Below are 14235 nucleotides of genomic sequence, written 5' to 3'. Positions count from 1 at the left end.
CCGCTTTTAGAGAAGGGTGGAGTAGTGCAAATCCCGGTGGGGATGGAGGGCGGTGAAATCGAGCCCCTCGAGAAGGAAAGACAGGTCCCTCAGCCCGATCTCCATCACCTGCTCTCTGGTTTCAGGCCAGCGGAACCGTTCCTTCTCCAACCTCTTTTGAAAAAGGCAGAACCCGTTCCTTTGCCAATAGAGGATCTTTACGGTCGATCGACTTCTATTGCAGAAGACGAAAAGATGTCCTGAGAAAGGATCGAGCGAGAGCGTCCCTTCCGCAAGAATCGAGAGTCCGTTGATCTCCTTGCGCATGTCGGTACTGCCCAAAGCAAGATAGACCCGGGTGTGCTGCGGCAGGGCGATCATCGGTCGAGCACCTCGAGGAGATCGCGCAGAGTGTCTGCATCAAAGCCTGCTTCGATCCGGATGGTGTACCGGGAGCCCACGGTGAGACTGAGGGGCTTGGGGAGAGAGCAAACCGGAGCTGCCAGGGGGACCTCCACAAGGCAGAGCGAGTCTGTTCCTTTCGTGCGTTTGTGATAGCCGAAGGTCTTGACGCTCAGTCCATGCCTTCGACAGTATTCGGCCTGCGACAGACCACCTGCTTGCCATTGAGCCAGGTGGTGCTCCCAGAATTTCTGCCTTACTTCATTGTCAGTCGATTGGGTCTTCTTCATTGATCGCCTCCTTCATAAAGTGTGAGGCGATCTTGGTACACTATTGGTTTACCCGAAAGATGGGGTTCCCTGATCGCTTACGAATTAGATAACTACAACCCCCGTGAGCCATATTGGACATAAGTATCATCATTCCATGCTTTAATGAAGCTGCCATATTGCGTCAGACCCTTGGGGCAATCGGCCGATACATGTTGGACTTCAAAGGAAGCTTTGAGATCATCATTGTCGACAATGGCTCAACCGATGGGTCTCTGCAAATCGGCCAAGAATACGGTATCAAAACTCTGTTGGCGCCTTCCATCACCATTGCCGCATTAAGAAACCTAGGTGTGACTCATTCGAGCGGCACCATACTAGCTTTCCTCGATGCTGACGTTGAGATCACCAAGGAATGGGTGCATGCGATCCAAGCATTTGCTGCAAATTATCCGTCGAACGCATCGATTATCACCGGTGCTCCCTACCTCAAACCATCAAATGCTTCTTGGCTGGAGAACCACTGGTTTGTAGGAAGTGAGTTCAGTCAAAAACACATCAACAGTGGCAACATGGTAGTGCCACGGGCTCTCTTTACGCGCCTTTCAGGATTTGACGAGAAGCTCATAACCGGTGAAGATTGGGAATTTTGTCAGCGCGCTACTCGATTCGGCTCAAAACTGGTCATCGATCCCAAATTCAAAACTTATCATTATGGATTTCCTAAATCATTGACACAGTTTATAAAACGAGAGATATGGCATGGATTAGGCGACAGCGGCAGTTGGCAAAAAATCATTCATTCCAGACCTGCCATGCTTGCTCTCGTCAGCATCTCTTGTTGCATCCTATGTCTTGTATTGGGTATTTGGTTTACTGCACCATCTCTTTTTATAGCTGGTTTTTTGGCGATTATATTTCCATCTCTTGCGATGTCGTTCAAACGTAGTCAGACACTCGGTCATATCCCCGGCAATACTCTGATTGCCTCAGTTTATATATTGGCACGGTTTGGTGCATTGGTCAAAAATGCTGTCCGCACAACCAGCAAGAAAAGGTAAAGGGTGCGGCTCTTTTGAAACGACGTTCCGGTCAGATAGAGACAAGTTTTTGATATTGATACCATCTTGATGGAAGGGGCACTCGACAGTAGCTAAGGGATTGGATTGTAAGAACCTTTAGCTAAAGGAGGCCCCCTCCATGACACCAGCATACCAGATCGAGAGGATTTGTGAAGCATTCGATGCGTCCTGTGAGCAGTTTGAATCCATGCTCGGTAAGCTCTCAAGCGAGGAGAACATGGAGATGGAGCATGGGCAGGTGGAAACCCTGATCATGCGCATGGGAATGGAGCTCAAGAGGCGCCTGCTGCAGGGTCACTTCGACATTCGTGGAGCAGTTGAGCCTAAGAGAGACGATGTTGCAGGACCCGATGGACGGATACTCACCCATTGCCGAACAGATTGTGAAGAGAAGCTTATGAGTCTTTTCGGACAAGTAACGGTCAGACGCAAGGGCTACAGCTTACCTGGTGTCAGCAGTCAGTTTCCACTGAATGCCGCTCTCAATCTTCCTCCTGACAAGTACTCCCATGGCCTCAGACGGCGGGTGGCCGAAGAGGTGGCCAACAGCTCTTTTGATCAAACCGTTGAGAGCATCCAAAATACCACGGGAGGCAAGGTGCCCAAGAGACAGACCGAAGAGATTGCCGTATCCGTGGCACAGGATTTCGACTCCTTCTACTCAGGGCGGCAGACAAATGGACCAGAGCAAGCATCGAACATCCTGGCGATGAGTGTGGATCAAAAGGGGGTGGTCATGCGAAAAGAGGATCTTCGCCCTGCCACCCGCAAAGCGGCCGAAGAAGCTAACGAGAGGTGCGGCTCCCGCCTCTCTCCCGGAGAGAAGCCGAACCGAAAGCGCATGGCAACGGTTGCAGCCGTCTACAGCGTTGAGTCCCATAAGCGCACTCCTGAGATGATCATGGGAGTGAAACCGCAGAAGACAGATCGACCACGAGCCGAGAACAAGCGGGTGTGGGCCAGTGTGGAGAAGGAGCCGGAGGAAGTCATCAAGGCCATGCTCGATGAGGCCATAAGGCGTGATCCGGATAGGAAGCGTCCCTGGGTGGTGCTGCTGGATGGAGCTGAAAAGCAGCTTGATCTGGTCCTTTCCATTATCTTCGGGTACCGCTCCGATGTGACCATCATCCTCGATTTCATCCATGTACTCGAGTACGTGTGGAAGGCGGCCTACAGCTTCTGTGCCGTTGGGAGCAAAGAGGCCGAGGAGTGGGTAGCCGAAAGGGCCTTTAAGATCCTTCGGGGAGAGGCCCAAAGCGTTGCTGCCCAGATGCGCCGGAGCGCCATCGAACTGGGCAAGGAGAAGCAAAAGGCGGTGGAAAAGTGTGCCGACTACCTTGAAAAATATTGACATCCTGCTCGACTACCACATCTTCTTAAAAAAGGGTTTTCCCATCGCAACAGGTGTGATCGAGGGAGCCTGCCGCCATCTTATCAAAGATCGGATGGATCTGACTGGTACACGGTGGAGAATGCAAAGAGCAGAGTCTGTGCTCAGGATTCGTTCTCTTAGATCCAGCGGGGATTTTGAGAGCTATTGGTCCTATCACCTCAAGCGGGAACGGGAGCGGAACTACTTTTTATACCCTGTTGATGGGCGAGCATTGCCCGCCGTGATGGAAAATGAGCCCGCTGTAGAGTGCGACCTCCAACAGGCGGCTTGAAACGTCGTTTCAAAAGAGCCGCACCCAAAGGTAAATCACTACAGTTTTTTTATATATTGTATTCTCCTGTATACTCGAACAATGGTCAAAATGAAAAAATTGTTGATGTTTTGTTATTACTTCCCCCCGATCAGTGATGTGGGAGCCATACGTAGCGAACATTTCTCAAAGTATCTGCCTAGGTTTGGCTGGAATCCCACAGTAATCACCGTATCCAACCCTATGAAGGGTTATTGCGAAACAAAAGGCGATCTGCTTCCTGGCATGCCCATCGTCAAGGCGCCAAGCGCCTTCAACCCTATGCCGTTGATTCACCTCTCCAATGCATTGTATGCAGCAACTCGAAGATTTCTTGGTTTGCGTGAGTCATACGCATTTTTCGTGTGGCTGACACAATTATGGATTCCTGATCCATTCATGTTCTGGATACCTGGTGCTGCACGAGCAGCTCAAAGGCTTCCGTTGAATCGCTTTGATGCAATATATGCTTCTTGCTCTCCTCTGAGCGGAGCGGTAGCTGCCGCCTGGATCAAAAAACGCTCAGGACTCCCCCTAATTTTGGACTTCAGAGATCCAATGTCCCGCCGTGTATTGAGAGGCGATGAAACTTTCTCCGATCTAGCACGCTATCGACTTGAAAAGCAGCTCTTGCAATATTGTGATGAACTCATTCTTGTGACGGAGGAAACCAGACAACGCTATTTGACTGCCTATCCTTTTCTGAAAGGGCGTGTTACAGTACTAAGAAATGGATATCATGATTTCTTTAAATTCCGGGGCTCAGCCCATGAAGGCTCGCGTAAGCAGTTTCGCATGATTTATTCCGGCAACTTCTATCATGGAATGGTACCTTCCGAACCTTTTTTTGACGCACTCAAACACATCGTGAAGGAACAGCTGCTTCCGGGAGACCGCATTTTTTTCCACTACGTGGGCGCATCCTCGCACTGGATCAAGAAACTTGTCCAGGAACGGGATTTAACGGATTATGTCCGCATTGATGATCCGGTGCCACGAGAACAACTGAGGCATTATCTCAAAGCTTCGAACGCAGTATTGTTGCGTAACTACACTCCTTGCATCAGCACCAAGCTTTATGAAGGGATTGCGATGGGTAAACCTTTACTCGCAACGGTCGAATCTCGAGAGGTCGAAACAATCATTAAATCTTATTCACCACAGTCCATAGTGGTTTCACCAACGGATATCGAAGGAATCGTGCAGGCAATTTGCGCTTTATACAGGAAATGGGAAGATGGGATCCTCATTGATACTATTTCCACAGAGTTTTTGGAGGAGTATTCCTGGAAAACCAGGACAAAGCGATTGGCAGAGGTTCTCGACACGGTAACTTGTTCGAATGGCAGAGGCCGGTATGTTTAATAAACAAACAACGTCGAACGCCGTCATCGATTGTGAACCTCCGCCAACGACTCTGACACTGCCCGTCGCCATGCTGTACGTATGGACTGTCATTAACGTTGGGCGGCCACAAGATATCTTCCCTTTTGTTGCACAGATTTATCCCGGGCAAGTGGTTGCAGCAATTAGTGCTGGTTCCTACTTCATGTTTCCTGAACCCTCTGTAAAAACAAATGCATCCCCATTCAGCCACATGGAAGCCCGTTTATTTCTATATCTGTCTGCAGTGATGGTGCTGACCACGCCTTTCAGCTATTATCCCAGTTTGAGTTTAGAGTTCATGAAAGCATTTATTTGGAAGTTCGGGCTGTATTTTTTTTTGTTTGTAAAACTAATCAACACTCCGCAGCGTATCGCAGCTTTTCTGTACACCCTTCTCTTTTCTGGCCTCTTAATCGGTACATCTGCGCTTTTGTTTTCCGGCAGTCAGCATAGAGTAAGTATTGGAGGAATGTACGACCCAAATGATCTCGCCATGCTCATGGTGACCTTGCTTCCTTTATGTCTGATACCCTTTTTGGCCAGCCGTAAATGGTATGGAAAAGCATTCGCGGGAATAGCTAGCACGTTAATGCTGGCAGCTCTTCTTGCGACCCAGTCGAGAGGAGGATTTATTGGCCTCATTACAGTCGGAGCATGGTACGGATGCATAGGTATTCCTCGAATTTCACGGATAAAGCTGACCGTGATTTTAAGTGTGGTTACAATACTTTTTGTAAGCATGGCCACAGAACAATATATGGATAGAATGCAAACGATTACTGAAGAAAGTCAAGATGGTGCAGGCCGTCTGCTTATTTGGAAGAGATCCTTGAAAATCGCATTTGACCATCCTTTGCTAGGGGTAGGCCCTGCGGCTTACATGACTGCATATGGTGACTATCTTAATAACGACCGCTTTGATGCTGAACTCTCTGCAGAAGTTAGCGGGGGTAAATGGCAGACCGCTCACAACACCTATTTGCTTATACTTGTAGAGTTAGGGTTTGTGGGCTTCTTGATCTTTTTTATGATCTTACTCCGAACCTATTCTAACTTGAGACACACTCTTTCTGCATCATTACCTTTTTCCAAAAGTCCCAACAATGCTCAAATTTACGCAGCAGCGCTTTCCGGTTCCCTGACTGGTTTTGCGATTTGCGGGATTTTTCTGTCCCAAAGCTATAATGGTTTGATTTACGAATTTTGCTGGCTTTCAGGCGTTCTCGTTCGCCAAAACCAGAGAAAGCCAATGCAAGTCGACCCAAAAATAACTTCAAGGCGCCTATGAGAGTGCTTGTAACCAACGCCGCCAGCCGTGTTGCTTATGTCGTAACGCGGAGTCTAGCTGCTAACTGTATTCCCGTTTACACAACCGATTGGCGTCCCTACGCCATGTGCCGATATTCGCGTTTTGTTCGGGACCATACGGTTTGCCCTTCTCCGTACAGTCAACCACAGGCATTCCTGGATCATATTGTTGAATTCAGTGGACGTAACAAAATCGAGTTATTCATCCCCTGCCACGAGGAAACTTTGCTTATTGCAAAATACCGGGATCAGCTTCCTGCTCGCATCAAAATCATCCTTCCATCTTATGACCAGCTGCTCTTTGCACATGATAAGCAAAGATGGCATAACCACGCACTGCACCTCAATATACTTGTTCCACCTATTTATTCACCGGTTGAATTGCGCCGGAAACTCCCTGAACTCAGTGGAGCGGATTTCCCAATGCTTATCAAGCCACGTCAAGGGGGGGGAGGGTGGGCAGTAACTCAGGTCGATTCTGCTGCAGCACTGAAAGAACACCTTCATCATTCTTTATTTTGCGGCCACCCATGGGAAAGGTTTATTATCCAAAAGAAAATTATTGGTAGAGTCCATTGCGTGGCGATGCTTTTCAATCGAGGTTCCTTGCGAGCTATGGTATCTTATAAGCAACTTCGTTGCTATCCACGCTCCAGGGGGCAAGCAACTTGGCGCATAAGCAATCATCACGAAGCCGCCGAACACTATCTTCGACTCCTTCTGGAAGATCTCTCGTGGCATGGTGTTTGTCAGGCCGATTTCATAGTGGAAGAGAAAACAAACAGGCCATATCTTATCGACATTAATCCTCGCCTTTGGGGATCTCTCTTTCAGGCTATACAATCGGGCGTGAACATCCCCCATTTGATCTTTCAAATCGCCCAACATGGTGATGTATCTCCTATTCTCCATTTCGTGGAAGGGGTCCAAACACATTGGTTGGGTGGAGAAATCGCCGCACTTCTCACAGAGATTCGCAACAAAGATGGTGAAAGAAGTCCATTGGAATACATAAGGTCACTTTTAGCCAATTACAGATCGGATGATTTTTGTTATCAAGATCCGGCTCCATTCTTCGCTTGGCTCTGGGGGCACTTCACGAAATCCTTTAGAAAACTTAGGGTGAACAGTCCGGACACTGACTCATTGAAAGATATCTGGACATGAGGCCAAAGATTATTTACCTTTTTCCAGCCATATCATTTGGCGGGGCTGAACGGATCAACTTGAATTTTCTGGAACATGTCAGACGGGATAGCTTTAACATCCAACCAGTGGTTCTGGTCAGACCATGGGAAAAAGACAATCACATCACCAAACGGCTTGTCGAACTGGATTATAGACTGCTAGAAATACCCGTAGCATTGACCCCGTCTCAACAACAGAAAGATCGCTTTCGCCTTTTGCGCGCACTTCGATTGTTTCTGCAAGAACTATTGCACGACTCAGTTCAGCTGATCCATTCGCATGGGTATTTTGCTGATTTTCTTGCTTTTTTTGCTTCTTGCTCACAAAAAATACCATGTATTTCCACTTGCCATGGATTCATTTCGACAGACGCCAAATTGCGATTTTATAATAAAGTCGATATGCTTTTACTCAATGGATTTGACTGCATCATAGCTGTTTCAGAAGCATTAAGGGTACAACTTATCGGCCACATCATTCATCCAGGGCGAATTGTGACAGTTCCCAACACTCCAGCCATCCCCTCCCCCAAACCTAGACCAGCACAAGATAGACTTCAACACAATGTATTGGATATTGTCGCTAATGACATCCTCTTAGGCTATGTGGGCCGACTTAGCGAAGAAAAGGGGCTCCCCATCCTAATTAGTGCTTTCAGAAGGGTTCAAACTTTGCATGCCCACGTAAAGCTGGTGCTCGTGGGTGACGGACCACTTCGGAAGTCGCTAAAAAAAATGGTAGATGAATTAGGTCTTGCTGACAGTGTTATCTTTGCCGGCTTTCAAGAAAGCGTAGAACCTTGGCTTTATCTTATGGACATTTTTGTTCTGCCTTCCAGGATGGAGGGAACACCTTTATCCCTACTTGAGGCCATGGCAGTTGGACTACCTTGCATCGCAACAGATGTCGGTGGAGTCAGCAAAATCATGACACACGAAAAGGATGGGCTCTTGATAGAATCAGACAGTATCTTTGCCCTTGAAAACGCCATCATGCATCTTATTAAACAGCCAAAACTCAGGACTGAGCTTGGAAAGAACGCAAGGCACACCATTGAAACCAAATTCTCGATCAAGCAATGGGCCAGAGACATCGAAATCCTTTACCATAGCATCATATCTCGCCATACGAATCATTAGGTTCTGTTGACATTTCACCTCAACCAGATGAGAGCTGCGACAAAGCCAAGAAAGCCCAAGAAGCTTCTGTCGAGCTTGTCGAATCTGGAGAAGATGCGTCTGAAATATTTGATCTTGCTCATAAAGCACTCGATCAGATGTCGTTCGCGGTAGCGGCATTGGTCGTATTCACGGGGCTCTTTGCGATTGGACCGGGGTGGAATCACAGCAGTAGCTCCAGATTGGGTGATCGCCTGGACGAAGGCATCCGAATCATAGCCCTTGTCTCCCAGTGCATGAGCGAAGGTGAAACCCTCGATAAGAGCCGGTCCCTGTTCGATGTCACTCTTCTGACCGGGAGTGAGAATGAACCTCAGGGGATTTCCCAAGCCATCTACCGCTACGTGGATCTTGGTGGAAAAACCTCCTCGGCTGCGCCCGAGAGCCTGTGTCTCTTGTCCACCGGATCTTTTGAGGGCTCCGGCAGCACAGGGATGGGCACGAACAATGGTGCTGTCAAACATGAAGTTCTCCATATCGGGATCATCTATGAAGTGCTCGTGCATTCTGGAGAAGACACCCTTGTTACACCAGCGGGCGAATCGTTTATAGACACTGTTCCAGTTACCGAATTTCTCCGGGAGCAGTCTCCACTGAGCACCACTTCGTGTAATCCAAAGGAGTGCCTCAATGAAAAGACGGCAATCACCTTCTTCTCCTACGTAAACATCCACACAGGAGCGAAGGAATTGGAGGATCTTCAACCATGTTTCATCTTGTAGTAGTGCTGTTGACATCTGTTAATGCGAATTAAGGGTTGAGGATCTTTCCCACCCTGTTAACCCTACAACGCGCCCTGGCTCAGCCCCCTTCGAGTTTCTTCTTTCTATGGGAGAGATAAGCGCGGTGATTTCTGATCTCGATCCACTGGACTAAGTACCCCAACGCACTAATTACGCGGCCATTTGCACGGATTTTGGAGCGAACTTGGCCACGAGCTTTGTTTTCGTATAGGTCCACTTTATGGGTTTTGGATGTCTGTTGAGCTCATCAAAGTAACCCATAAGCATTTGTGAAAGCTCCTTTTTGTCGTTGAAGTCGTTGGGAGTGAGTACATCCCTTGTAACCTTACTGAAGATGATCTCAACCTGATCGAGCCAACTGGCATATGTGGGAAGCCAGTAGATACGAACATTAAAAGAAAGGTTGAGAGAAGCAATCCATTTGCCCAGTTGTTTGGGTGCATGCGTAGAGCCATTGTCCAGAATGAGATCAATAACCTTGAATCCCTTGACAATGGCTGAAGAAAAGAAACTCAGAAGAAAGGTTTTGAACTCCGCGAAGCGCTTGCGAGCGAAGGTACGGGCGAAGGTGATTCCATTGGCGACGATAAGAGCACAAAACAGCTGTAATGCTCCCATCCGTTTGTATCGGGATGCCACGTGAACGGGGTGTTCGGCTATGGCGGGTTTGGTCTCGTGAAGAGGTCTTCTTGCTTGAATGGAGGTCTTCTCATCGATACAAACGGAAGCTTCACCCTGCTGGAACAACTGGGGAGCGTTCTCATAGAGATCCAGGACTGGAGACGCTTTCTCAACGAATTTTGGATCAGGAGATTTTTGCCATAGATGATATTGCCAGGGTTTGATCTTGTCCTGTTTCAGCCAAAGACGAATAGTGCTCGGGGCAATGTGGCTGACGATTCCTTTTTCTTTGGCGACTTGACAAAGCTTCTCTCCAGACCAGCGTTGCCATGGCTTGCCATGATCACACGGTTTCGAACAGGCCAACAAGGTGATCTGAGCCCTCACGGCAGAAGGATGCTTTCTTGGGGCTCCGGGTCGGGGGTGGTTTTTGAGGCTACCTTCATTGACCCATCTGTTGCGGAACTTCTTAACGGTGGATGGCCTGCATCCGACTTCATCAGCGATCTGCCGGATGCTCCATTCCGGGTGCTCATGCGATAGGAGGAGGATACGAGCCCTTACAACCTCCGCATAGGGTTTTGTGTAGCTCACTCTCAGATGTTTCAATACTTTCCGTTTCTCTGGAGGAATGTAGATGCAGTATTTGTGTTGAGGTCCAGGCATGGTTGTACTCCTCTCCTGTTTGTTGCCTTCTTATTTAATTTTAACATGCCTGGAACCTCTTAGGTTCTGTTGACATTTGGGTTCTAATTAATAGATGTCAACAGCACTACTACAAGATGAAACATGGTTGAAGATCCTCCAATTCCTTCGCTCCTGTGTGGATGTTTACGTAGGAGAAGAAGGTGATTGCCGTCTTTTCATTGAGGCACTCCTTTGGATTACACGAAGTGGTGCTCAGTGGAGACTGCTCCCGGAGAAATTCGGTAACTGGAACAGTGTCTATAAACGATTCGCCCGCTGGTGTAACAAGGGTATCTTCTCCAGAATGCACGAGCACTTCATAGATGATCCCGATATGGAGAACTTCATGTTTGACAGCACCATTGTTCGTGCCCATCCCTGTGCTGCCGGAGCCCTCAAAAGATCCGGTGGACAAGAGACACAGGCTCTCGGGCGCAGCCGAGGAGGTTTTTCCACCAAGATCCACGTAGCGGTAGATGGCTTGGGAAATCCCCTGAGGTTCATTCTCACTCCCGGTCAGAAGAGTGACATCGAACAGGGACCGGCTCTTATCGAGGGCTTCACCTTCGCTCATGCACTGGGAGACAAGGGCTATGATTCGGATGCCTTCGTCCAGGCGATCACCCAATCTGGAGCTACTGCTGTGATTCCACCCCGGTCCAATCGCAAAGAGCCCCGCGAATACGACCAATGCCGCTACCGCGAACGACATCTGATCGAGTGCTTTATGAGCAAGATCAAACATTTCAGACGCATTTTCTCCAGATTCGACAAGCTCGACAGAAGCTTCTTGGGCTTTCTTGGCTTTGTCGCAGCTCTCATCTGGTTGAGGTGAAATGTCAACAGAACCTAGGGTTGAACAAATCTGGTTGCGTAATTATCGCGCTGGAGTACTAAGCGGATGAGGGCCTCAGCATCGAAGGTCTTCATGGGGAGCACGGCCATGATGAGAATTCTAAGCTGCGAGAGCGTAATGAGCGGTGCTTTTTTTTCCCAACCGTATCCGAAGATGCCAAAGGAAGAAGTGAGCGAGCATGCTGGTGAGGATATGGCGGTTCCACGCCGGATATTTTCTCACCTCGTAGTGATCCATCCCGACCTCTCCTTTGCTCTCCTCAAAACACTGTTCGACCGCCCACCGAATCCCGCTCAGCCAAACAAAGGTAGAAAGCCTTGTGCTGAGAGGGGCATTGCTGATGAAAAACCAGCATTTCGTATGGTCGAGGCTTCGCTTCATGACCAGCCAAACCGTACGGGCGGGAAGCCCGTCTTTGCAAAGAGTGACCCGTCTTTTGGTGAATTCGTAGGTGATGGGTCCTTTGGTCCCTTCCGAGACGGTTCTTCGATACCAGAAAGCATCGGGGATCTTCTGGGAAAGCGCATCGAGCCTCATAGGCTTTTTCTCCTCCTCGGATACGACTTTCTTCGAGCGGGCTTCCCCCCGAAACCGGTAGGTCTTTGTCTCAATTCCCGGACCTTCTCCCGGCCAGCACAGGTTACTCAATGCGACTTCAACAAAGTAGACAATTCCCATCTGCAAACATCCTCAGAGAGATAGGCATGCTGGACTCCTTTCCCGTTATTATGGCTTCTGAGAAGAGGAGCGGCAAGGCGCGAGTGGCATCCTTTTTTGCCAATAAGGGCTACTGCTCTTCCAAGAAGATGTACTACTATGGAGTGAAGGTGCATGTTCTTGGGCTCAGATCTCCCGGCACCCTGCCACAGCCTGACCGAGCTCTGGTCACTCCGGCATCAGAGTTCGATCTAAACGTTCTGGAAGGCATCGCCTCAGAGTTACACGACATCGATCTGTTCGTAGACAAAGCCTATATCGATTCACAGCTTTCCGAGCAACTTTGCCCTCAAATGGTTCACATCTATGCTCCTTTTAAGAAGAAAAAGGGGCAAGAGATTCTACCCCTTGCTCAGAGGGCCTTCTCTAAGGCGGTCAGTGCAATCAGGCAACCTCTCGAGTCACTCTTCTCCTGGATTGGGGAGAAAACGGGTATCGAGATCGCTTCGAAAGTCCGCTCCTTCAAGGGGCTCTTGGTTCATGTTTTTGGAAGGCTTGCGGCAAGTTTTCTGCTGCTGAGCCTCAACCCTTAATTCGCATTATATGTATACGGCCCTGAGCGGCGAAGGCGAAGACTTCGTTCTCGGGTATACGGAAAGTTTTTATGAGAAGTTCATGAAACAGTGGGAAACCGCCCTCAACAGTTATCTGCAGTACCTGCGTGCCAAAAGGGCGAAAGCTTGAGCTGCCTGAAGACGTTAAGACATGAAAAACCCCGTTCAGCCGGAGGGGGAAAAGCCGAACGGGGTTCGGAGGGGTTAGGAGAAGGCGACTTGTTGTCAACCTCGGCTTTATAGTAACCACCTGATCACAAGAATTCAAGCCCCCTTCTATTGCCAGCGATTTTCATTTTGAAAAACCTACACTCCCCTACTCCCCTCAAAGGGAGGAATTTTCAGGACAAAGTCCCGCTCTAAAATTTCACTTCGTAGATCCAACCGAAGGGGTCTTCTTTTTCACCATACTGAATGCCTACGATTTCATCGTAGAATCTCTGAGACCACTCACCGACTTCGCCCTTCTGAACCCTGTAGGACTTCTCCTTGTAAGACATCTCGGCCACGGGAGAAATAACGGCGGCGGTTCCCGTACCGAAGACTTCCTTCATGTCCCCGGACCTGATGGCGTCCACCACCTCGGCAATTTCGATGGGACGTTCGTGAACTTGAATGCCCCAATGGGCGGCCAGCTGGATGACCGAATCCCTAGTGATTCCCGGCAGTATGGAACCGGTCAGAGGAGGTGTCACCAGCTCGTCCTTGATGCGGAAGAAAATGTTCATGGTGCCCACTTCTTCTACAAAGCGGCGTTCCACACCATCGAGCCACAGGACCTGAGTGAATCCCTTTTTCTTCGCAACTTCGGCGGCATAAAGGCTGGATGCGTAGTTGGCCATGGTCTTGGCTTCTCCGAGTCCCCCACGCACGGTCCGCACGAACTCATCCGAAACATAGATGGTCACCGGATTGAACCCTTCGGGGTAGTAGGCCGCCACGGGACCCGTGATGATGTAGTAGAGGTACTCATGAGCCGGCCGCACTCCCAAGTGGGGTTCGCTGGCGATCATCGTGGGACGGATATAGAGGGAAGAACCGATGCTGTGGGGAATCCAGTCCTTATCGATTTTCAGGAGTTCATGAAGGGCTTCGAACTGGAATGCCACATCGATTTCAGGCATGCAGAGCTTGCGTGCGGAACGGTTAAGCCTTTCCCAGTTTTTTTGGGGGCGGAACAGATGAATTCTCCCATCCCGGCATCGATATCCTTTCAACCCTTCGAAAATGCCCTGACCATAGTGCAAAACCATGGCTGAGGGGTCCATTTCGAGCGCTTGATAAGGTACGACGCGCGGATCTTGCCAACCGGCCTCGGCCTTGTAATCCATGAGGAACATGTGGTCACTGAATGTTTTACCAAAAACGAGTTTGCTTTCATCTGCCGGTTTGGGACGTCGTTTGGCAGGGTCTACCGGTTGAATCTTAATCTTCATCTAAGCACCTCCCTAAAAAAGGATCATCACACTCCTTGATATGAAAAAAAGGCTCGTGGTTCATAGCTTATGGCTCATGATAATATCGTTTTTCAAGAACACTTCCCGCCTTCCCTGTCGCCTTGCATCGCATTGCCTTTTTTCATT

The 14235-nt window shown here is 49.0% G+C and carries 13 protein-coding genes and 1 pseudogene; 8 read left to right on the top strand and 6 right to left on the bottom strand.

Going from position 1 to position 14235, the window contains the following annotated elements; genetic code table 11:
- Positions 1–6: 6 nt before the first annotated feature.
- Complete coding sequence (gene tnpB, locus QMG16_RS16400) at positions 7–360, bottom strand: IS66 family insertion sequence element accessory protein TnpB (protein WP_281795981.1); 354 nt, start codon at positions 358–360, stop codon at positions 7–9.
- Complete coding sequence (gene tnpA / locus QMG16_RS16395; protein WP_281792282.1) at positions 357–671, bottom strand: IS66 family insertion sequence element accessory protein TnpA; 315 nt, start codon at positions 669–671, stop codon at positions 357–359. Before tnpA ends, tnpB begins: the two co-directional genes overlap by 4 nt.
- 113 nt (positions 672–784) lie before the next feature.
- Here tnpA and QMG16_RS16390 point away from each other — a divergent pair, with 113 nt between their 5' ends.
- The 6 genes and pseudogenes from QMG16_RS16390 (at position 785) to QMG16_RS16365 (ending at position 8435) form a co-directional block, all read left to right on the top strand.
- Complete coding sequence (locus QMG16_RS16390; RefSeq protein WP_281795980.1) at positions 785–1711, top strand: glycosyltransferase; 927 nt, start codon at positions 785–787, stop codon at positions 1709–1711.
- A 139-nt stretch (positions 1712–1850) separates the two neighbouring features.
- Positions 1851–3396 (top strand): annotated as a pseudogene (locus tag QMG16_RS16385) (ISKra4 family transposase).
- A gap of 90 nt (positions 3397–3486) precedes the next feature.
- Positions 3487–4779 (top strand): glycosyltransferase, encoded by a 1293-nt coding sequence (locus QMG16_RS16380; RefSeq protein ID WP_281795979.1) that lies wholly within the window; start codon positions 3487–3489, stop codon positions 4777–4779.
- Positions 4772–6088, top strand: a complete 1317-nt coding sequence (locus tag QMG16_RS16375) for an O-antigen ligase family protein (RefSeq protein WP_281795977.1) — start codon at positions 4772–4774, stop codon at positions 6086–6088. The genes QMG16_RS16380 and QMG16_RS16375 overlap by 8 nt, the downstream gene beginning before the upstream one ends.
- Positions 6085–7275, top strand: a complete 1191-nt coding sequence (locus tag QMG16_RS16370) for a carboxylate--amine ligase (protein WP_281795976.1) — start codon at positions 6085–6087, stop codon at positions 7273–7275. The genes QMG16_RS16375 and QMG16_RS16370 overlap by 4 nt, the downstream gene beginning before the upstream one ends.
- Positions 7272–8435 (top strand): glycosyltransferase, encoded by a 1164-nt coding sequence (locus tag QMG16_RS16365; protein WP_281795974.1) that lies wholly within the window; start codon positions 7272–7274, stop codon positions 8433–8435. Before QMG16_RS16370 ends, QMG16_RS16365 begins: the two co-directional genes overlap by 4 nt.
- Positions 8436–8449: 14 nt before the next feature.
- On the opposite strand, the gene QMG16_RS16360 is transcribed toward QMG16_RS16365, so the two are convergent.
- Together QMG16_RS16360 and QMG16_RS16355 are read right to left on the bottom strand one after the other, a co-directional pair.
- A complete protein-coding gene (locus QMG16_RS16360) occupies positions 8450–9211 on the bottom strand; it encodes an IS5 family transposase (protein WP_281795973.1) in 762 nt (253 codons plus the stop codon).
- A 156-nt stretch (positions 9212–9367) separates the two neighbouring features.
- The gene (locus QMG16_RS16355) at positions 9368–10504 is read right to left on the bottom strand and encodes an IS630 family transposase (protein WP_281792982.1); all 1137 of its coding nucleotides are present in this window, start codon (positions 10502–10504) and stop codon (positions 9368–9370) included.
- Between the two features lie 94 nt (positions 10505–10598).
- On the opposite strand from QMG16_RS16355, the gene QMG16_RS16350 reads away from it, so the two are divergent.
- The gene (locus QMG16_RS16350) at positions 10599–11360 is read left to right on the top strand and encodes an IS5 family transposase (protein ID WP_281792066.1); all 762 of its coding nucleotides are present in this window, start codon (positions 10599–10601) and stop codon (positions 11358–11360) included.
- A gap of 120 nt (positions 11361–11480) precedes the next feature.
- Here the strand turns inward: QMG16_RS16350 and QMG16_RS16345 are convergent, their stop codons facing one another.
- On the bottom strand, positions 11481–12059 hold the full coding sequence (locus QMG16_RS16345; protein ID WP_281795971.1) for a hypothetical protein: 579 nt from the start codon (positions 12057–12059) through the stop codon (positions 11481–11483).
- Positions 12060–12085: 26 nt separating this feature from the next.
- Between QMG16_RS16345 and QMG16_RS16340 the strand changes: the two genes are divergently transcribed.
- Positions 12086–12631, top strand: a complete 546-nt coding sequence (locus tag QMG16_RS16340; RefSeq protein WP_281795969.1) for a transposase — start codon at positions 12086–12088, stop codon at positions 12629–12631.
- A 380-nt stretch (positions 12632–13011) separates the two neighbouring features.
- On the opposite strand, the gene QMG16_RS16335 is transcribed toward QMG16_RS16340, so the two are convergent.
- Entirely contained in the window at positions 13012–14088 is a 1077-nt protein-coding gene (locus QMG16_RS16335; RefSeq protein ID WP_281795967.1) for a branched-chain amino acid aminotransferase, read from the bottom strand.
- Positions 14089–14235 lie beyond the last annotated feature (147 nt).

Source organism: Desulforhabdus amnigena (assembly GCF_027925305.1).
GTDB classification, from domain to species: Bacteria; Desulfobacterota; Syntrophobacteria; order Syntrophobacterales; family Syntrophobacteraceae; genus Desulforhabdus; species Desulforhabdus amnigena.
This window is presented reverse-complemented; position numbering and strand designations above follow the sequence as displayed.